Genomic DNA, 21,126 nt, shown 5'->3' with positions numbered 1-21,126 from the left:
TAAACAACAAGTTTTTTTCCGTGATTTCAGCTGAATGACACATTTTGTTCAAACACCAGTGAATTTCGATTTAATGTATAATGGAAATGAAGGTGTGTAAGAGGAGGTTCTTCATGTTCTCAAGTATTTGGAAAAAGATTCAAAAAGGCGAATTCAGTCCGATTTATTTGCTAGTCGGCACAGAGCATTACTTTTTTGACGAAACTATCCGTCGTCTGAAAGAATCACTGAATAAAGCCGGAGAAACGGATATATTGATGTTTGATTTAGATGAAGTTCCCGTTCAACATGTTATTGAAGAAGCGGACACTATTCCGTTTTTTACAGAGCGTAAATTAATTATTGCCAAGAATGCCTCTTTTTTAAAAGCGACAGAAAAAGGAAAAGAAAAAATAGATCATGATTTGAAGTCATTTGAAAGTTGGGTTCAGCACCCATCTGAAACGGCCATCACAGTTTTCATTGCTCCTTATGAAAAATTGGACGAGCGAAAAAAAGTGACAAAGTTGATGAAGGATAAGGCTTTGTTGCTGGAAGCGAAACCTCTCGAAGGAAACGACTTATCAGTCTGGGTGCAATCAACAGTCTCCCAGGAAAACAAAAGCATGACGGATGATGCCATTGCCCGATTGATTGAGACAGTAGGTCAGGACCTTGTTCAGTTGCAATCCGAAATACATAAAATGGCGACGTATGTAGGAGAAGAATCCGAAATTACGAAAGATGTCGTGGAGTTGCTGATGACCCGCACATTAGAACAGGATGCGTTCCAGTTACTGAATGCATACTTGCGAGGAGATACGACCACCGCATTGACGGTATACCATGACTTATTAAGGCAAAAAGAAGAACCGATCATGCTGACCGCATTACTGGCTTCCCAAATTCGCTTGATGTCGAATGTTCGGTACCTGCAAAAGAAAGGCTATCATGCACAGGCAATAGCGAAACAATTAAAAGTCAATCCGTACCGCGTCAAATTAATTGTAGAAAGCAGACAGCAAGTAGGAGAAGAACGTTTGCTCGAAGTGTTACACCGTCTCGCTGGTGCCGATTACCAATTAAAAACAAGTAGCGGCCGACGTGAACGGATTCTGGAATTATTTTTAATGAATCGGTTATAAGACAATGGACTTGAATCGTGATTAAAGCGAATCAAGTCCATTTTTTTATGGGAAAAGGATGGAGAGAATTTCACTGCTGATAATATCGTGCTGACGGCTGAAAACAAAAGTTTTCTTTTCAAATGGCTGTGTTAAAGGTAAATGTTAATACTTGTTACTGATGCGCAGAGAGACAATTCAATTATCAACATAAAAATTTAACAGAGCCTTTCAAATAGACAAAAAAAGACCGGATTCGTCAATCGAATCCGATCTTTCATATTATTACGCTTTTTTCATTAATTGAGCTTTTTTACGAGCCGCAGTGTTTTTATGAATTAATCCTTTAGAAGCTGCTTTATCTACTTGCTTGATAGCAGTTTGTAAAAGTTCTTTTGCGTTTTCTTCGTTGTTAAGAGAAGCATTTTCAGCTTTCTTAACTGCTGTACGCATTGTAGACTTCGTGTGAGAGTTTTGTGCGTTAGCAGAAGCATTCGTTTTTACACGTTTGATTGCAGATTTGATGTTTGGCATATCTTTCACCTCCTATAAAAGGTCCGAGATCAAGAGATTCTCGAGTTTAAGCGTTAATGCGCGTTTATTAGGCGCTGTTTGCTTTAAGTATTAGATCAGTATTATCAATACAACAAGCATTATTTTAGCAAACCAAAAGTTAAATTGCAATAGATTCACGCAAAGAATATTTACTTGACACCTTGGGCAAACTTTTTCTTGAGGTGATATGGATGAATATACGTAATCTAATGCGGACTGATTTAATCGATGAAGCAACCGAAGTGGTTCAGCATCGAACGGAAAAAGAGAAAGATACATTATATGAAACGCCTGGGATTCAAATGAATGAAGAGCGTAAAGGTCGAGTTCATATAACCCATATTGAAACGGATGCAAATGGGGCAGAGTCGATAGGCAAAAAAGCTGGAACATATATTACTTTATCCGTTCCAACTTTAACTGCTGAAGATGACGAAGGATTCAAGGAACTAGAGCAACAATTTATTCAATCATTAGAAGATATTCATAAGCAAATTAATTTGACGGCACAATCTAAAGTACTGGTAATCGGATTAGGAAATCGGACGATTACACCGGATGCAATCGGTCCAATGGCAATCGACCGTTTTCATGAAGAAATGTTCCATTTTCCATTTGAAACAGGACAAGTTTTATTTTATGCACCGGGTGTAACAGGTCAAACCGGTTTGGAAACAGGTGAGTTTGTTAAAGCGATCTCTGAGCATGTCAAACCAGATTTGATTTTGATTATTGATGCATTAGCAGCACGTAATCAAGATCGCCTATGTAAAACCATCCAGCTGACAAATACCGGTATCCACCCAGGTTCGGGTGTAGGCAATGCGCGAAGTGAAATTTCATTTGAATCATTAGGAGTTCCTGTAACTGCTATCGGTGTGCCAATGGTTGTGGATGCGCCAGTGCTAGTTGTGGATGCGATTGAAACAGTATTCAAAGTGATTTCATCCCAAATCGGGGAGACGACGAAACCATCTTCAGCCCTATCAGTAGGATCATGGCTTAGAAGCTCAGATGAACCCGTAAATGTTGAAGCCATCAAGCCGATTTTCGGTGAATGGGCAGGGTGGTCAAGCGACGAAATCCGAGGACTATTGCAGGAAGTTTTGCCCCCGCATCACCAACAATTATTTGTTACGCCAAAAGAAACAGATACGTGGGTTGTGAGGCACGCAGAAATGATTCAAGCGAGTGTAACAAAATGGCTTCAAGAGGATGTTTTTAGTTCTAACCAACCCTGATCCTACGTAAGTTGTAGGAGGAGGGGTGTACAATGCGCAAAACATTGCAGAAAGTCATGAGTTTCTATCTTTTTTTATTTTTAATGCCAATATTAATGATTAAGCTCCCCATGCTGGCGTTTGGAACAACGGCCTCAGAAAAAGTTGAAACTCGACCGGTTGCATATGCTGCAAACACGAAAGAAATCACAAATGATTCCACAAAAGAAATCACAGTGAATTCCACAGCTCACCCAATTAATGTCTTGCTGTATTTCACACATATTCAGGAATCGTACCAACCGATTGTCGAAAAAAAACTAGGCCTGAAAGCAGTTAATTATCACCCTACTGCCAACATATCTAACGTAAGTGACCTTGTTGTCCAGCATTTTAGTTTAAATGGGGATTCAGTCGACGTGCTGCAGTTTGACAAAATGAATAATATGCAGATTAGCGGTGCATATACAAAAATCCGACCATTTCTGCAAAAGCAGTTAGCAGGAAATCACTATGATGTTCTACTGGATATTCACCGTGATTCCATCAAACGCGAAAAGACAACAATACAGTCCAACGGCACGTCATATGCGAGAATGTCTTTTGTTGTAGGGGCCGAACATGCAAACTATAAATTGAATGAAGCCTTTGCCAAAGCAATTTCCGATGAGGTAAATGCGATGGTTCCTGACATCTCGAAAGGGGTGTTGGCTAAAACCCGGGATACCGGGAATGGGATATATAACCAAGACCTATCAAGCCACTCTCTTCTAGTTGAACTGGGTGGAATCGAGAACACGGAAGAAGAAATCAATCGGACCATTGCCATCCTGACAAAGGCAATTTCCAACTTCTTTGAGGAGACGCCTGAAACCTAACATTGATGAAAGACATGTTCACTGCTATAATTCTAGATAGTTTAATTAGGAGTGGACATTGCATGAATCGAGAAGAACGTAACAAACGCCAACAGAATATCCGAAACTTTTCAATTATCGCCCATATCGATCACGGTAAATCAACATTAGCCGATCGAATTTTAGAGCAAACCAAAGCATTGACTTCAAGAGAAATGAAAGCTCAACTTCTCGATTCAATGGATTTAGAGCGTGAACGTGGAATTACGATTAAATTGAATGCTGTACAACTGAACTATCGCGCTAAAGACGGCGAAGATTACACGTTCCATTTAATCGACACACCAGGACACGTCGATTTCACATATGAAGTATCCAGAAGTTTAGCTGCATGCGAAGGGGCTATTCTTGTTGTAGATGCAGCACAAGGAATCGAAGCACAAACATTGGCTAACGTTTATTTGGCGTTAGATAATGAACTTGAAATTTTACCGGTCATCAATAAAATTGATTTACCGGCAGCTGATCCAGAACGCGTTCGCGGAGAAATTGAAGAAGTCATTGGTCTTGATGCTTCTGAAGCTGTACTTGCTTCCGCAAAAGCTGGGATTGGTATTGAAGACATCTTAGAACAAATCGTTGCTAAAGTGCCTGCACCTACTGGTGATCCTGAAGCGCCTTTAAAAGCGCTTATCTTTGATTCTCTTTACGACCCGTACCGCGGAGTAGTAGCGTACATACGTGTCATGGAGGGGACGGTCCGCCCTGGGGACAAAATCCGCATGATGGCAACCGGCAAAGAATTTGAAGTGATTGAAGCGGGTGTGTTTACGCCGAAGGCAACACTTCGTGACGAATTGACTGTAGGTGACGTAGGTTTCCTAACTGCAGCAATCAAAAATGTTGGAGATACACGTGTAGGGGATACAATCACACATGTTGCAAATCCGGCAACTGAATCCTTACCTGGTTACCGTCGATTGAACCCGATGGTGTATTGTGGTTTGTACCCAATTGACACTTCTAAATACAATGACTTACGTGATGCTCTTGAAAAACTTGAGCTGAATGACGCGGCATTGCAATTTGAGCCAGAGTCTTCTCAGGCACTTGGTTTTGGATATCGTTGTGGATTCCTTGGACTTCTTCATATGGAAATCATTCAAGAACGTTTGGAACGTGAATTCAACATTGATTTAATTACGACTGCTCCAAGTGTAATTTACGATGTTCATATGACAGATGGTCAGATTAAAAAAGTGGACAACCCATCGATGATGCCGGACCCACAAAAAATCGACCGCATCGAAGAGCCATATGTTAAAGCTACCATCATGGTACCGAATGATTTCGTAGGTGTGGTGATGGAACTTTGTCAAAAGAAACGTGGTAATTTCATGACGATGGATTACATCGACAAAACGCGTGTAAGCATAATTTATGAAGTACCACTTTCTGAAGTCGTGTACGATTTCTTTGACCAATTGAAATCAGGGACGAAAGGCTATGCGTCATTTGACTATGAATTGATCGGATACAAACCTTCGAAACTTGTGAAGATGGATATCCTGTTGAATGCAGAACAAGTGGATGCTTTAAGCTTTATCGTTCATAATGACTTTGCTTACGAACGCGGAAAAATTATTGTTGAGAAATTAAAGAAATTGATTCCAAGACAACAATTTGAAGTGCCGATACAAGCAGCAATTGGACAAAAAATTGTCGCTCGTTCGACAATCAGTGCAATCCGTAAAAACGTTCTTGCAAAATGTTATGGTGGAGATATTTCACGTAAACGTAAACTTCTTGATAAACAAAAAGAAGGTAAGAAGCGTATGAAACAAGTAGGTTCAGTCGAAGTACCACAAGAAGCGTTCATGGCCGTATTGAAGATGGACGAAGATTGATCAAATAGGTTTGTTAATGGAGGCTACTAGTTGGCCTCCTTTTTCTATAAGAAAGAAGGAAATGCCATGATTAAAGGAGCTTATATTCATATTCCTTTTTGTCATCAAATTTGTCACTACTGTGATTTCAACAAAGTATTCTTTAAGAATCAACCGGTAGACGAGTATATCGAAACACTCGGCATGGAAATAAAGATGTTTGTTGAAAAGTACAAAGATCATTTACATATGGAAACGATTTTTCTGGGTGGAGGAACACCTACAGCGCTGAGTGCGGATCAATTGGAAAGATTGTTCGAACTCATCAAACAACATATCCCGATGCAACATGTGCAGGAATTTACATCTGAAGCAAATCCAGATGAACTGACACACGACAAATTAGTTGTCATGAAAAACAATGGGATTAACCGTTTGAGCTTAGGTGTACAAAGTTTCGATGCGGATATACTAAGTCGCTTAGGTCGCACTCATTCAAACGAACATGTATACAAAACCATTCAAATGGCTAAAGATATCGGCTTCACTAATATCAGCATTGATTTGATGTACGGTCTACCGGGTCAAACAATGGACCAGTGGAAATACACATTGGACAAAGCGCTTGAACTGGATTTACCGCACTACTCCGCATATTCATTAATCGTCGAACCAAAGACGGTTTTTTATAATTTGATGACAAAAGGCAAATTGATTTTGCCGGGCGAAGACTTGGAAGCGGATATGTATGACGTGTTAATGACTGCAATGAAATCAAAAGGCATTCACCAATACGAAATCAGTAATTTTGCAAAACCAGGTTTCCATTCGAAACATAACAATCTGTATTGGGACAATGTAGAATACGCAGGATTTGGTGCTGGGGCACATGGATACGCCTTAGGAAATCGCTATGCAAATATTGGTCCGATTAAAAAATATATGGACGCACTAGTAAGTAAAGAGTTTCCGGTGAATTCCATGCATGAAGTGACAGCTGTTGAAAGAATGGAAGAAGAAATGTTTTTGGGCTTACGAAAAGTTGCAGGAATCAATAAAAACAGCTTTGAAGAAAAGTTCGGCAAATCACTGGAAGAAATGTATGGACAAGTACTATCCAAGCATGTTGCAAATGGCTCCATGATTAGCAACGAAGATAACGTCGCTTTAACTCGAAAAGGAAGATTTATCGGAAATGAAATTTTCCAATCATTTTTAATGGAATAAATAATCGTATCCGTTGACTTTAGTCAACGGATTTGATAATTTATGTATGAGTATTAGCACTCGCAAGAGATGAGTGCTAACAGAGGTGATAATAATGTTAACGAACCGACAATTGCTCATATTGCAAGTAACAGTTGATGACTTCATTGAGACCGCCCAACCAGTGGGATCAAGGCAGCTTTCCAAAAAAGAGGAAGTGCCGTTCAGTCCTGCGACGATTCGAAATGATATGGCTGATTTAGAAGATTTAGGTTATTTGGAAAAAACGCATACGTCGTCGGGTCGCATTCCTTCTGAAAAAGGATATCGATTTTATGTTGATCATTTACTTACGCCTCAACTTGCTTCATCAGATGACATGCAGCAAATTCAATCTGTCTTCCAGGAAAGAATTACTGAGACGGAACAAGTAATTCAAAAAACGGCCATGATATTGTCCGAATTAACGAGTTATACATCGATATTGCTCGGACCTGATGTGCGTAAACACCGAATTAAAAGATTTTCGATTGTTCCTTTAACCAATGATTCGGCAGTCGCAATCATCATAACGGATTCTGGTCATGTTGAAAATCGATTGTTCCAATTGCCGCAAGGGCTGACAGCATCCGATATTGAAAAGATGGTAAACATCTTAAATGAACAGCTGACCGGTGTTCACTTGCATGAACTTCAACGTGTGCTTGAAAAAGAAACGGCCGCTTTGTTAAAACAGCATATTGGCCGTTACGGTGAACTCATGGCTTCATTTGGAGCAGCTATCTCGAGCCCACATGAAGAAAAAGTATTCTATGGCGGCAAATCCAAACTGCTTCATCATCCAGAGTTCAGTGACCTCCAGAAGGCTCGCGGCTTAATTACGATGATGGATCAAGCTAATCAAATTTCAACTTTGTTTTCACCGAACCAAGCGGGTATTCACATTCGCATCGGTTCTGAGAATAACCTTTTGGAAATGGAAGAATGTAGTGTCATTACAGCATCCTATACCATTGGGGAAGAACAAATGGGCTCCATAGCTATTATTGGCCCAACTAGAATGGATTATCGACGAGTAGTCACTTTACTGGATGTTATGAGTGGCGATTTGTCTCGTGAACTCACTCGCATTTTGCGTGGTTCACGATAAAGAAGGAGGAACTAAACGTGTCGCAATCTGAAGAAAAAGAAGTTGTGTCAAACACGGAAGAAAAAGAATCTGTGGAAGTTTCTGAACAACCTACGGGTACTGAAGAACAGCTGACAGGTCAAGAAACAAACAATGAAGAGCCATCTGAGCTCGAATTGCTACAAAAACAATTAGACGAAGAAACAAACCGTCATTTGCGTCTGCGTGCAGACTATGAAAACTTTAAGCGTCGAGCGCATTTGGACCGTGAAGCTGCGGATAAATATAAGGCACAGAACTTGCTTTCAAACTTATTACCAGTGCTTGATAATTTCGAGCGTGCCATGCAAGTAGAGGCGGCTTCGGAAGAATCACAATCTTTACGTAAAGGCCTAGAAATGGTCTACAAGACATTGGTTGAAGCAACCGAAAAAGAAGGTTTACAAGTAATCGAAGCCGAAGGTGTTGAGTTTGACCCGAATTTACATCAAGCAGTTATGACCGAATCGGACGACTCAAAAGCATCAGGTATCGTGTTACAAGAGTTGCAAAAAGGGTACAAGTACAAAGACCGCGTGCTTCGACCAACAATGGTAAAAGTAAACGAATAACTTAACTTTCATACTTCTAGGAGGAATTATAGAATGAGCAAAATTATCGGTATTGACTTAGGAACAACAAATTCATGTGTATCAGTTCTTGAAGGTGGAGAACCAAAAGTTATCCCAAATCCAGAAGGTAACCGCACAACACCATCTGTTGTCGCATTCAAAAACGGCGAACGCCAAGTTGGTGAAGTAGCGAAACGTCAATCAATCACGAACCCGAACACAATTCAATCAGTTAAACGCCATATGGGTACTGATTATAAAGTAGAAGTTGAAGACAAAGAATACACTCCACAAGAAGTTTCAGCTATGATTCTTCAATACCTTAAAGGGTACGCAGAAGATTACTTGGGTGAAAAAGTAACAAAAGCAGTAATTACAGTTCCTGCTTATTTCAACGATGCTGAGCGTCAAGCAACTAAAGATGCTGGCCGTATCGCTGGTCTAGAAGTAGAACGTATTATTAACGAACCAACTGCAGCTGCTCTTGCATACGGTTTAGACAAAATGGATCAAGACCAAACAATTTTAGTATATGACCTTGGTGGCGGTACGTTTGACGTATCAATCCTTGAACTTGGCGATGGCGTATTCGAAGTGCGTTCAACTGCCGGTGACAACCGTCTTGGTGGGGATGATTTCGACCAATTGTTAATGGATTATTTCGTTGCTGAGTTCAAAAAAGAAAACGGTATCGATTTATCTAAAGACAAAATGGCTACTCAACGTTTGAAAGATGCAGCTGAAAAAGCGAAAAAAGATCTTTCTGGAGTAACATCTACTCAAGTTTCATTACCATTCATCACTGCAGGCGAAGCAGGTCCATTACATTTGGAAATGACTTTAAGCCGCACGAAATTTGACGAATTAACAGCTTCATTAGTAGAACGTACGATGGTGCCAACACGTCAAGCATTAAAAGATGCTGACCTTTCACCATCACAAATCGACAAAGTTATTTTAGTTGGTGGATCTACGCGTATCCCAGCGGTACAAGAAGCAATTAAGAAAGAAACAGGCAAGGAACCACATCGTGGTGTTAACCCGGATGAAGTAGTAGCAATGGGTGCAGCCGTGCAAGGTGGCGTATTAACAGGAGACGTTAAAGACGTAGTACTTCTTGACGTAACTCCACTATCTCTTGGTATTGAAACAATGGGTAGCGTGTTCACGAAATTAATCGAACGCAACACGACGATTCCAACATCTAAATCACAAACATTCTCAACGGCTGCTGATAATCAACCAGCTGTAGACATTCATGTTTTACAAGGTGAACGTCCAATGGCTACCGATAACAAAACGTTAGGTCGCTTCCAATTGGCTGATATTCCACCAGCACCACGTGGCGTACCTCAAATCGAAGTAACTTTCGATATTGATAAAAATGGTATCGTAACAGTTAAAGCGAAAGATTTAGGAACTCAAAAAGAACAAAATATTACAATCCAATCAAATACAGCTTTAACTGACGAAGAAATCGATCGTATGGTGAAAGAAGCGGAAGCAAATGCTGAAGCGGATAAAGCGCGTAAAGAAGAAGCTGAATTGAAAAATGAAGCGGATCAAATGGTCTTCATGACTGAAAAAACATTAAAAGATCTTGAAGGCAAAGTTTCTGAAGAAGAAAAGAAACAAGCTGAAGACGCGAAGGACGAGTTAAAAGCTGCTCTAGAAGCTGGTAACTTGGAAGATATCCGCACGAAAAAAGACAAGCTGAATGAAATCGTGCAAGCATTGACGATGAAACTGTACGAACAAGCTACAGCTGAAGCTCAAGGAGCAGAAGGTGCAGAAGGCTCTAAAAAAGATGACGGTGTCGTAGACGCTGAATTCGAAGAAGTAAACGACGATAACAACAAGTAAGACAAGATAGACAACCGAAAAAGTCAAAGTCTGGAATACCGACTTTGGCTTTTTCAATGTCTTTGGCATTGCGGATATTCGCGTGTTACAATAGATGCTATGTGAAAGTTTGATCAGGAGTGTGACAAATGAATAAACGAGATTACTATGAGGTTCTTGGATTAACAAAAAGTGCTTCAAAAGAAGAGATAAAAAAAGCATATAGAAAATTGTCGAAACAATTCCATCCCGATATCAACAAAGCTGCGGATGCTGTCGATAAATTCAAAGAAATAACAGAAGCATACGAAGTGTTGAGCGATGACCAGAAAAAAGCTCAATATGACCAGTTCGGGCATGCTGGACCGAATCAAGGATTTGGTGGATTCGGTGGAGGAGCAGACGGATTCGGATTCGATGACATCTTCAGTTCATTCTTTGGTGGTGGAGGATCACGTCGTCGTGACCCAAATGCACCGCGTAAAGGTGATGATTTACAGTATTCAATGACGATCGATTTTGAAGAAGCTGTTTTCGGCAAAGAGACTGAAATTGAAATTCCAAAAGAAGAAACATGTGATACTTGCCACGGAAATGGTGCGAAACCAGGTACAGCACCTGAAACTTGTCATCACTGTCAAGGTACGGGCCAGTTAAACGTGACGCAGGATACGCCTTTCGGACGTATGGTAAATCGCCGTGCATGTCATCACTGTCAAGGTACAGGCAAGTTAATCAAAGATAAATGTGCAACATGTCATGGACAAGGCACAATGAAAAAACGCAAGAAAATTAAAGTGACGATTCCTGCGGGTGTTGATGATGGTCAACAACTACGTGTTTCCGGACAAGGCGAGCCAGGTAAAAATGGCGGCCCAGCTGGTGATTTATATGTAGTATTCCGCGTTAGACCTCATGATCGATTTGAACGTGACGGGGATGACATTTATTTCGAATTGAAATTAACGTTCCCTCAAGCAGCTTTAGGCGATGAAATTGAAGTGCCTACTGTAAACGGCAAAGTGAAGCTGAAAATTCCAGCCGGTACGCAATCTGGTACGACTTTCCGCCTTAAAGGTAAAGGTGTAAAGAATGTACATGGTTATGGAATTGGTGATCAACACGTAGTAGTGAAAGTGATGACGCCATCTAAACTGACTGAGAAACAAAAACAACTGCTGAGAGATTTTGCTGAAATTAGTGGCGATATCCCGGAAGAACAAGGCAGTTCATTATTTGATAAAATCAAGCGCACGATAAAAGGTGAATAAGGAGTTGACGCAGGTGAAGTGGTCAGAGCTATCCATTCATACGACGCATGAAGCGGTAGAAGCAGTTTCGAATATTTTGCACGAAGCAGGGGCAAGTGGTGTAGTCATTGAGGATTCAGAGGAGTTCGCGCGTGAACGTGAAGACAGATTCGGTGAAATTTATGCCTTGAATCCAAATGATTTCCCGACAGAAGGAGTTATTCTGAAAGCGTATTTACCTGTTACAAGTTTTTTAGGGGAAACAGTCGAAGAAGTGAAGCTCGCGATCAATAACCTGATTAATTATGATATCAACATCGGCGACAACATCGTGAAAATAAGTGAAGTCAATGAAGAAGAATGGGCGACAGCATGGAAAAAATACTATCACCCAGTGAAAATTTCGGAACGCTTTACGATTGTTCCAACGTGGGAAACATACGAGCCAGTTGCGACAGATGAATTGATTATCGAACTGGATCCGGGAATGGCGTTCGGTACGGGAACACATCCTACAACAGTAATGTGTCTGCAAGCACTTGAGAAAACCGTTAAACCTGGTGATTATGTAACAGACATCGGCACCGGTTCGGGTGTCCTGGCAATCGGGGCTGCATTACTTGGAGCAAAACATGTTCATGCACTTGATTTGGATGAAGTCGCAGTGCGTTCTGCCAAAATTAATGTCAAGCTGAACAAAGTTCAAAACACGACAGATGTAGTTCATGGTAACTTACTGGATACGGTCAAAGAACCATCTGACGTTGTGGTTGCGAATATTTTAGCTGAAATCATTATGTCCTTCACACAAGATGCATTCAAGGTCGTGAAAGAAGGCGGCATGTACATTACTTCAGGAATCATTGGGGCTAAAAAAGACGATGTTAAACAATCACTTGAAGCCGCTGGATTTGAGATTGAAGAAGTAATGATGATGGAAGATTGGGTTACAATCATTTCGAAAAAACCAGTGAAGGAATAAAGCAAAAATGCAAAGATACTTTATCCCTCAACAATTCGAAGATGGAATAGCGATTATTTCAGGTGATGATGCCAAACATATTCAAAAAGTAATGCGTATGCAAGAAGGTCAATCTATTATTGTCGTTTCGGATGGCCATGCTTATGAAGCAACAATTGATGGTTTTGAAGGTCAGGATGTCCGCGTGAAAAAATCATCTGAATCGTTACGCTCCAACGAACTGCCGAAAAAAGTAACGATTTGTTGCGGATTACCTAAAGGTGAGAAATTGGATTTGATCACTCAAAAAGCAACAGAACTTGGCATGCAAGAACTTATTCTCTTTGAGGCTGAACGTTCCATTGTAAAATGGGATGCCCAAAAAGGCAGTAAAAAACAGCAACGTTTGCAAAAAATCGCAAAAGAAGCTGCAGAACAATCTCATCGTAATGTGATTCCGACCATCCAAGATATTATGACTTTCAAGCAGTTACTGCAGATGACCGAGAAGTATGATGTTTGTTTTGTTGCTGATGAAGAAGATGCCAAGCTGGAAAAAAGAACACGCTTTGCTGAAATTTTGTCAAAAACAAATGAGCAACAATCCATTTGTGTTGTGTTTGGACCTGAAGGCGGTTTGTCTCGAACAGAAATACACGCACTTATGGATCGAGGATTTCAATCGATTTCCTTAGGACCACGTATTCTTAGAGCGGAAACAGCTCCTTTATATGTACTGTCTGCAATTTCCTACGAATTTGAATGAGATGTTCAAGTCTTGGCGATACTAAATCCGAGGATTAGCGTGATTTATCGAACAGTTATAAGACTTCGTACGCAAAACAATCCAGTACATTTCGATGTACTGGATATTTTAATGTAGCTGGGAATTTTAGTATTCAAAGTGTTGTTTTTGTTGGTTAAGGGAAGAACTCGCGAATAGAACTGTTTAATACGAGAATAGACGACTGGGTTGCGCGAATAGAAACGCTTAAAGCGCGAATAAAACACGGAGTATCGCGAATAGAAGACCCAAAACCGAGAATAGTCAATTCGACTGACGATTTGCTTTGAAGTGAAAAAAGCGCACTGGTGTCAACTTTAAGTGATTTGTAGTGAAAAGTAACGACTATCATGGTAAAATTAAGAGGTACGGACAACTTCCGAAAGGGTGAAATCATTTTGACTACAAATATTGCGTCAATGATCGATCATACATTATTAAAACCTGAAGCTACAAAAGAACAAATTGAGAAACTTTGTGCTGAAGCAAAAGAATACACATTTGCTTCTGTATGTGTAAATCCTACTTGGGTAAAAACATCTGCTGAACTTTTAACAGGAACTCCTGTAAAAGTTTGTACAGTAATCGGTTTCCCACTTGGTGCATCTACACCTGAAACGAAAGCATTTGAAACTACGGATGCAATCAATAACGGTGCTGGTGAAATTGACATGGTATTAAATGTCGGCGCTATGAAATCTCAAGACATGGATTTAGTAAAACGAGACGTAGAAGCAGTAGTAAATGCTGCTAAAGGGAAAGCAATTGTGAAAGTAATTTTAGAAACTTGTTTGCTAACTAAAGAAGAAATTAAAGTAGCAAGCCAACTTTCTAAAGATGCTGGAGCGGATTTTGTTAAAACATCTACTGGTTTCTCAACAGGTGGAGCAACATTTGAAGACGTTGCTTTAATGCGTGAAGTAGTAGGCCCAGACCTTGGTGTGAAAGCATCTGGTGGCGTTCGCAGCTTGGAAGATGTTCAAAAAATGATCGAAGCAGGGGCTACACGAATCGGTGCCAGCTCAGGCGTACAGATTGTTCAAGGATTAACTTCTAACTCAGACTATTAATTATCTAGAACGTATTGACCAAAATGATATGATACGATATAATTTTGGAGTACATAACACTAGGTTATGTATTGACGTGTGTTCGGAGGGAGGGAAAGAGAGATGTCAAAAACTGTCGTTCGCAAAAACGAATCGCTTGAAGATGCTCTTCGCCGCTTCAAACGTACTGTTTCTAAAAGTGGAACAATACAAGAGGTTAGAAAACGCGAGTTTTATGAAAAACCGAGTGTAAAGCGTAAAAAGAAATCAGAAGCTGCGCGTAAACGTAAATTCTAATTTAGAAGTTACTTTAGGTTTGAAATCGCGATTTTCATGAAAAACCAAGCGTAAAGCGTAAAAAGAAATCAGAAGCTGCGCGTAAACGTAAGTGGTCAATTCCCATAATCCCTACGTTCTTAACACGTACTACTTGATGACTAAAGAAATTTCATATGTAAGCCGAGAAATCACCGGATTTCTCGGCTTATTTTATTTTTCTAAGGAGTTGAATGTAGTAGTGAGTTACACCTTCTTTTCGTTGAATGGACTTAAAGCCAGGGTGAGTTGACAGAAATTTCTCTTTGGTCACTGGACAGAACGCCTAAGATTCAACAAAAATAGACAAAAGCCTAACTATATATCTTATCGAAATTCAATTGTGTCATTAACTTTCATCCCGCTACTCAATCAGCATCTTCTTCCAAGTTTTTTTCTTCATTATGAATCTTTTATCCTGTTCATCCGTACATACTATAGAAAGCCGAATTGTTACATAGATAAGGAGGGGCGTTATGAGATGGACGCGGGTCGTAAGTGGGTATTTACTACTCTTCATTTCCATTCTATTAATCTTGCCTAGCTTGCCCGTCAACGCATCGGAAATTTATCGAATACCTATAAAGGATGAAGTGGAAAAAGGGCTATATGCCTTTTTGGAACGTGCTTTTGAAGAAGCTGAGGAAGCCGGTGCTGATGTTGTGATTTTAGACATCAATACACCTGGTGGATTTGTGGATTCTGCTGAAAACATTGCAAAGTTAATGGATGAGACACCATTGAAGACGGTCGCGTTTATTAATCACAATGCGTTATCTGCCGGTGCCTTTATTGCATTGCATGCAGATCAAATTTACATGGTGCCAAGTGGCCGTATTGGAGCTGCTAAAGTCATTGATGGAGCAGGGAATGCTGCGGAAGAGAAAGCCAATAGTGCTTGGTTGGCATCGATGAAAACGGCAGCAGAATCTTCAGGCCGTGATCCATTATACGCTTTGGCGATGGCGGATGAATCTATAGACTTACCAGAATACCGAGCAGGAGAAGGTAAACTTCTTACGCTGTCAGCTACTGAAGCTGAGGAAGTAGGCTATTCAGAGGGGACCGTTGCTTCAGTCGATGAATTGCTGCAGAAATTGGAACTTAAAGAGGCTACTGTTACTTCGGTAAATGAAACATTTGCAGAGAAAGTAGCGCGATTTGTTACTAATCCAATTATTGTACCCATTCTGTTGTCTATCGCAAGCCTTGGATTGGTTGTTGAATTATATTCACCTGGATTCGGAGTGGCTGGAACGATGGGCTTAACCGCGATAGGTTTATTCTTTTTCGGTCATATGGTTGCAGGGTTGGCAGGTTATGAATCCATTATTCTCTTTGTCATTGGAGTCGGGTTTATAATAGCCGAACTGTTCCTCCCTGGTGCGATTGCAGGTATTATAGGAGCAGCGTTAATTATCGGTAGTATACTTCTTGCGGGGGGCAATGTGGTTCACATGGGAATTGCCGTGTTGATTGCATTGATTGTCGCAATCTTAGGAATGGTGATACTCATGAAATTCTTTGGAAAGAACCTCAAGGTGTTCAACAAAATTATTTTGAAAGATGCCACGGATACAGAACATGGCTATGTTTCTAACGTCAACCGGTATGAATTATTAGGCAGAATGGCTGTAAGCATGACACCACTTCGTCCTTCTGGAACAATTATGCTGGATGGTGAAAGAATCGATGCAGTCACTGAAGGTGGCTACGTGGATGCAAATAAAGTTGTAAAAATTATTAAAGTTGAAGGCTCCCGTACAGTTGTCCGGGAAGTCAAAGAAGGGGAGAAAGAAGCATGATTGAAGGAATTACTGGAAGCACAATCGGCATTATTGTAGCAATTATTGCCGCGTTTATTCTTTTGGCTATTTTCATGACGTTTGTACCAATCGCGTTATGGATCTCTGCATTAGCAGCAGGTGTACGCATCAGCATATTTACATTAGTGGGGATGAGATTACGTCGAGTAATTCCATCACGTATCGTCAATCCGTTAATTAAAGCTCATAAAGCAGGACTTTCTGTAGCAATTAATCAACTAGAAAGTCATTATTTGGCGGGTGGTAATGTTGACCGAGTAGTAAATGCATTGATCGCCGCTCATAGAGCAAATATTGATTTGCCATTCGAACGTGCAGCAGCAATCGACCTTGCAGGCCGTGATGTACTGGAAGCCGTTCAAATGTCTGTTAACCCGAAAGTGATTGAAACGCCGTTTATTGCCGGTGTTGCGATGAATGGTATCGAAGTGAAAGCGAAAGCACGTATTACTGTTCGTGCTAACATCGATCGTCTAGTTGGTGGTGCGGGTGAAGAAACAATTGTAGCCCGTGTTGGTGAAGGGATTATCTCAACTATTGGTTCTAGTGAAAATCATAAAAGAGTTCTAGAAAATCCTGATATGATTTCTCAAACTGTATTATCAAAAGGTCTTGATTCTGGTACGGCTTTTGAGATCTTATCCATTGATATCGCGGACGTTGATATCGGTAAAAATATTGGTGCCGAACTACAAACAGAGCAAGCGGAAGCTGATAAGAAAATTGCGCAAGCTAAGGCTGAAGAACGTCGCGCAATGGCAGTAGCTACTGAACAAGAGATGATTGCCAAAGTTCAGGAAATGCGTGCAAAAGTAGTAGGAGCAGAAGCAGAGATCCCTCTAGCTATGGCAGAAGCTTTACGTGAAGGAAATATCGGAGTTATGGATTATATGAATTATAAAAATCTACAAGCTGATACAAGCATGCGCGATTCAATCAGTAAAATGGGTGGCGATAAATCTAAAACTGATCTAACTAAAGAATAATCTGGATCAGTAGCCCTTTAAGGAGGGATTCGACAGTGGAACCAATCATTTTTGCGATTATTGCATTTGTTATTAGTGCGATTTTCAAACGGAAAAATGCAAGAGATGATGGTGGGAAAACAAAACCATTTCTGCCTCAATCGTCAAATCAACAATCCATGAAAAAGCTTGAAGATTATGCAAAAGAAATATACGGAGATGTGCAAAAACAAATCTCTGAAAGACAAACACAAGCAGCACCAAAACCTGAAGTGATCCTGCAAATGAAACATGTGAAAGAAACTGCATTGCCTGTTAGGGAAAAAGCGAAGACAGCACCAACATCCGCTGCTCGTCCAGGAAGACTTTCCTTGCACCAGTCAAAAGAAGTCATCAGGACTACATCTTCTGATTCAATTTCACTGGTTCCGTCTTCAGAAAAGGAATTGCTCCAAGCGATTGTTTTTTCGGAGATTTTAGCTCCTCCAAAATCGAAACGTTAACTCATGACCTCCTGTCTGTCAGCATATGCTGATGGAAAGGAGGTCTTTTATTGTTAAACAATCATTTGCAATTGACCCCATTTATCCATATTGACGACTTTCAATCTATCCGTGTGAATGGACCCTTTGAATTACTGTCACTCAGTCCTCATTCATGTCAGTTAAGGGGACAAGGATTTGCTTTGACTATAGAATCTGGTGAAACGATTATTTCCACCATGAATGTAGATGAAGTCACGATCAGTGTTCGAGATTTAACAAAACTGGAACTTCGAAAAATGGATATGGTCTAATGGGATCTATAGAAAGTAGTCGAAAAATCACTTGTCAAATAAAGCCCCATGATCAAACATATTCTTTTCTTCAAGCTTTAAAAGTAAATAAAGTTTACATAATAAAATTATCTACAAATAAATCGGGAACGACATTTACGATTTACGAAAAAGACATTCCAAAGGTACGGAAAATCAGAAAGCAATTTAGGATACCTATACACTTTTCGCGACCTGATAATACACAGGTAATTAACTTTCATTGGTCAGTGCTCGCGGGATTACTAGGATTTATTTTAGTTCCATATATCTGTTCTTTATTTTTATGGGAAATATCTATAGAAGATGTGTCCGACGAACGACAAGTAAAGTTGGAGCAGGAGCTGCATAAATTAAATGTAATCGAAAGAAAAAGCCTAAAATCACTGGTACCTGATTCTGAGATTCGACAAGTTATTTTAGCGAACAATCACGACCTTTCCTGGATTCATATCAAGCGAACAGGAGCAAAAATGCATCTTACTTCTGTACCTGCACCTGTCATTATCCGAGATCAAGTGGATAAAACGGGACCTTCGGATCTAGTGGCTTTGCGAAAAGGAGTAATTACCCACTATGACCTCCGCTCCGGAGAACGTTTGGTACCGATCAATGCAACGGTGAAAAAAGGAGACAGGCTGGTAACAGGGCTTCTGAAACAAGGGAATAAAAATTTGGTTGTTGGTGCAGAAGGGCAAGTGTTTGCAGACTATTGGCTTGAAATGTCTTTTCAATTACCAACAAAAATTGTTTATGATAAGTTCGTGTCTGAAGAAGTAAAAATACTACAAGTATCTCCGGCATGGAAATCGTTTAAAAAAGAGCAGAACGTAGAGCGACTGATCGAATTGTTCAAAAGTGCTTTCAGGGTTGAGCGAAACACCATCGTAGAAAAATCGTCAGTAACTGTGAATGAACAATGGATTAAAGAAGCGTTTATACCCATGTTAAGAATGAGAACAGCATCAACATTATCTCCAAATGGAAAGATTAAGGATGAAAAAATTTTACACATGACGTGGTCAAATGATACAGTAAAAGGGAAAGTATTGTATTACATGAATGATAATATTGCAGGTAAAAGTCCTATACATCAAGGAGACTGAGAATGCAGGAAGAACATTATACGGAATTACACGTTCAAGATCCAAATGAAGCCATCTTACTGCTAGGAATTTCTGATGGCAATATGAAATTGATTGAACAAGAACTTGGAGTACAAGTCATTACCCGAGGCGAAGCCATTCGTCTAGTAGGGGATGTCGAAAAACGTGCAATTGCTAAACAACTAATTGAACAACTATTAAAAGTTATTAAAAAAGGAATAAATATTAATCAACGTGACGTAAGTACAGCTATAGAAATGAGTACAGCTGGGACTTTAGAGTATTACGCGGAGTTGTACGATGAAGAAATTGCCCGTAATGTCAAAGGGAAAGCGATACGTGCCAAAACAATAGGTCAGCGTGAATATATTCATGCGATTCGACACAAAGATTTGGTGTTCTGTATTGGACCCGCTGGTACGGGAAAAACTTATCTGGCTGTTGTTCTTGCAACACAAGCGTTAAAAAACGGTCATGTAAAACGTATCATTTTGACTCGTCCTGCTGTTGAAGCAGGGGAGAGCTTAGGGTTCTTGCCAGGCGACTTGAAAGAGAAAGTAGATCCTTATTTACGTCCTTTGTATGATGCACTTCATGATGTACTGGGAACGGAGCAAACGACGCGCTTTTTAGAAAGAGGAACGATAGAAATTGCACCTCTAGCTTATATGCGTGGACGTACACTTGATGATGCATTCGTCATTTTAGATGAGGCTCAAAATACGACGAAAGCTCAAATGAAAATGTTTTTAACACGACTGGGCTTTGGCTCGAAAATGGTGATCACTGGAGACAAAACGCAAATCGATTTACCGCGTGGTGCAGAGTCCGGCTTGAAAGTTGCTGAGAAAATTTTGCACAATGTCAGTGGCATCCACTTCCAGATGCTCGAGCAAGGAGACGTTGTCCGTCATCCACTAGTAGCAAAAATTATTCATGCATACGAAGAACAGCAGCCGGAATAGGGCTGCTGTTTTTTTACTTTTGGCAGATTTAATTTTTCATATTGTTTATCATTACACTTTCGTTAGACTCAAAATCTGCATTAGCTAGCCATCAAGAATGAAAATCACATTCCGTTTTTTGTAACGTACACTTGCGCTAGCAGCATGCTCCGCATGAGTCCGAATGTATGAAAACCAGATACTTGTAGGACTACCACTTCAGCTATTGAGGATTGGCAGGGGGGGCTTGAAAATTTCTTAGAATCAAAGCTTGGATGAATGGTGGCTTCTTTTTGTCCACTCGCAAGAGGTTATTGACCAGTCACGACAGATTACTGGACTTCTGTCAAGAAAGTGTACACTTTTTTATTAAAATTCTCGCAAAACAAAGTGCCTACCGCACTACGTTTGGTGAAGAGTTCTAAAAGAGAAAGTGAAAGACCATCACTTTCTCTTTTAGAGCTCTATGGTTAATTTAGGAGATTTTTGACGCACTTAATAAACGGTACATTCTCTCGTAGGAACTAGGAGATAAGTATCCTATGGTGGAGTGTCTTCGACGCTCATTATAAAAGCTAATAATGTAATTTGTTATAGCTTTACGTGCTTCAGCCCGGGTTTTAAATTTTGTACGATAAATCAATTCTTTCTTGATTGTGGCATGAAAAGACTCAATACAAGCATTGTCATAAGGATCACCTTT

Annotated in this window: 21 protein-coding genes; 19 read left to right on the top strand and 2 right to left on the bottom strand. The window is 40.2% G+C overall.

What is annotated here, in order from left to right:
• Positions 1-113 precede the first annotated feature (113 nt).
• Complete coding sequence (gene holA, locus AC1DSK_RS09975; protein WP_477546920.1) at positions 114-1,124, top strand: DNA polymerase III subunit delta; 1,011 nt, start codon at positions 114-116, stop codon at positions 1,122-1,124.
• Between the two features lie 264 nt (positions 1,125-1,388).
• On the opposite strand, the gene rpsT is transcribed toward holA, so the two are convergent.
• Positions 1,389-1,637, bottom strand: a complete 249-nt coding sequence (rpsT, locus tag AC1DSK_RS09970) for a 30S ribosomal protein S20 (RefSeq protein WP_477546919.1) — start codon at positions 1,635-1,637, stop codon at positions 1,389-1,391.
• A 212-nt stretch (positions 1,638-1,849) separates the two neighbouring features.
• On the opposite strand from rpsT, the gene gpr reads away from it, so the two are divergent.
• The 18 genes from gpr (at position 1,850) to AC1DSK_RS09880 (ending at position 20,444) form a co-directional block, all read left to right on the top strand.
• The gene (gpr, locus tag AC1DSK_RS09965; RefSeq protein ID WP_477546918.1) at positions 1,850-2,899 is read left to right on the top strand and encodes a GPR endopeptidase; all 1,050 of its coding nucleotides are present in this window, start codon (positions 1,850-1,852) and stop codon (positions 2,897-2,899) included.
• A gap of 32 nt (positions 2,900-2,931) precedes the next feature.
• Positions 2,932-3,756: a stage II sporulation protein P gene (gene spoIIP, locus AC1DSK_RS09960; RefSeq protein WP_477546917.1), complete on the top strand. Its 825-nt coding sequence runs from the start codon at positions 2,932-2,934 to the stop codon at positions 3,754-3,756.
• A gap of 62 nt (positions 3,757-3,818) precedes the next feature.
• Positions 3,819-5,642: a translation elongation factor 4 gene (gene lepA, locus AC1DSK_RS09955; RefSeq protein WP_016426875.1), complete on the top strand. Its 1,824-nt coding sequence runs from the start codon at positions 3,819-3,821 to the stop codon at positions 5,640-5,642.
• 66 nt (positions 5,643-5,708) lie between these two features.
• Positions 5,709-6,848 (top strand): radical SAM family heme chaperone HemW, encoded by a 1,140-nt coding sequence (gene hemW, locus AC1DSK_RS09950; protein ID WP_477547087.1) that lies wholly within the window; start codon positions 5,709-5,711, stop codon positions 6,846-6,848.
• A gap of 94 nt (positions 6,849-6,942) precedes the next feature.
• Positions 6,943-7,977, top strand: coding sequence for a heat-inducible transcriptional repressor HrcA (gene hrcA / locus AC1DSK_RS09945; protein ID WP_477546916.1), 1,035 nt, complete (start codon positions 6,943-6,945; stop codon positions 7,975-7,977).
• 17 nt (positions 7,978-7,994) lie between these two features.
• Positions 7,995-8,567, top strand: coding sequence for a nucleotide exchange factor GrpE (gene grpE, locus AC1DSK_RS09940; RefSeq protein ID WP_477546915.1), 573 nt, complete (start codon positions 7,995-7,997; stop codon positions 8,565-8,567).
• Positions 8,568-8,600: 33 nt separating this feature from the next.
• Positions 8,601-10,430 (top strand): molecular chaperone DnaK, encoded by a 1,830-nt coding sequence (dnaK, locus tag AC1DSK_RS09935; RefSeq protein WP_477546914.1) that lies wholly within the window; start codon positions 8,601-8,603, stop codon positions 10,428-10,430.
• Between the two features lie 128 nt (positions 10,431-10,558).
• Positions 10,559-11,680, top strand: a complete 1,122-nt coding sequence (gene dnaJ, locus AC1DSK_RS09930; protein ID WP_477546913.1) for a molecular chaperone DnaJ — start codon at positions 10,559-10,561, stop codon at positions 11,678-11,680.
• A gap of 13 nt (positions 11,681-11,693) precedes the next feature.
• The gene (gene prmA / locus AC1DSK_RS09925) at positions 11,694-12,641 is read left to right on the top strand and encodes a 50S ribosomal protein L11 methyltransferase (RefSeq protein ID WP_477532030.1); all 948 of its coding nucleotides are present in this window, start codon (positions 11,694-11,696) and stop codon (positions 12,639-12,641) included.
• 7 nt (positions 12,642-12,648) lie between these two features.
• Positions 12,649-13,386 (top strand): 16S rRNA (uracil(1498)-N(3))-methyltransferase, encoded by a 738-nt coding sequence (locus AC1DSK_RS09920; RefSeq protein WP_477546912.1) that lies wholly within the window; start codon positions 12,649-12,651, stop codon positions 13,384-13,386.
• 416 nt (positions 13,387-13,802) lie between these two features.
• Positions 13,803-14,474, top strand: a complete 672-nt coding sequence (gene deoC, locus AC1DSK_RS09915; RefSeq protein WP_196930489.1) for a deoxyribose-phosphate aldolase — start codon at positions 13,803-13,805, stop codon at positions 14,472-14,474.
• A gap of 102 nt (positions 14,475-14,576) precedes the next feature.
• The gene (gene rpsU, locus AC1DSK_RS09910; protein WP_016426884.1) at positions 14,577-14,750 is read left to right on the top strand and encodes a 30S ribosomal protein S21; all 174 of its coding nucleotides are present in this window, start codon (positions 14,577-14,579) and stop codon (positions 14,748-14,750) included.
• A gap of 494 nt (positions 14,751-15,244) precedes the next feature.
• Positions 15,245-16,573 carry an NfeD family protein gene (locus tag AC1DSK_RS09905; protein WP_477546911.1) on the top strand — a complete coding sequence of 443 codons (1,329 nt, stop codon included), beginning with the start codon at positions 15,245-15,247 and terminating at the stop codon, positions 16,571-16,573.
• Positions 16,570-17,580 carry a flotillin-like protein FloA gene (gene floA / locus AC1DSK_RS09900; protein ID WP_477546910.1) on the top strand — a complete coding sequence of 337 codons (1,011 nt, stop codon included), beginning with the start codon at positions 16,570-16,572 and terminating at the stop codon, positions 17,578-17,580. Before AC1DSK_RS09905 ends, floA begins: the two co-directional genes overlap by 4 nt.
• A gap of 35 nt (positions 17,581-17,615) precedes the next feature.
• Entirely contained in the window at positions 17,616-18,062 is a 447-nt protein-coding gene (locus tag AC1DSK_RS09895; RefSeq protein ID WP_477546909.1) for a hypothetical protein, read from the top strand.
• Positions 18,063-18,112: 50 nt separating this feature from the next.
• Positions 18,113-18,355 carry a hypothetical protein gene (locus tag AC1DSK_RS09890; protein WP_477532471.1) on the top strand — a complete coding sequence of 81 codons (243 nt, stop codon included), beginning with the start codon at positions 18,113-18,115 and terminating at the stop codon, positions 18,353-18,355.
• The gene (locus AC1DSK_RS09885) at positions 18,355-19,479 is read left to right on the top strand and encodes a sporulation protein YqfD (RefSeq protein ID WP_477546908.1); all 1,125 of its coding nucleotides are present in this window, start codon (positions 18,355-18,357) and stop codon (positions 19,477-19,479) included. The genes AC1DSK_RS09890 and AC1DSK_RS09885 overlap by 1 nt, the downstream gene beginning before the upstream one ends.
• A 2-nt stretch (positions 19,480-19,481) precedes the next feature.
• Positions 19,482-20,444 (top strand): PhoH family protein, encoded by a 963-nt coding sequence (locus AC1DSK_RS09880; protein WP_016426890.1) that lies wholly within the window; start codon positions 19,482-19,484, stop codon positions 20,442-20,444.
• 454 nt (positions 20,445-20,898) lie between these two features.
• On the opposite strand, the gene AC1DSK_RS09875 is transcribed toward AC1DSK_RS09880, so the two are convergent.
• On the bottom strand, positions 20,899-21,126 hold a 228-nt coding region (locus AC1DSK_RS09875), incomplete at its 5' end, for an integrase core domain-containing protein (RefSeq protein WP_477598204.1).

Source organism: Paenisporosarcina sp. P4_B8, assembly GCF_056402175.1.
Note: the sequence above shows the minus strand (reverse complement) of the source record. Positions and strands in the feature narration are given on the sequence as shown.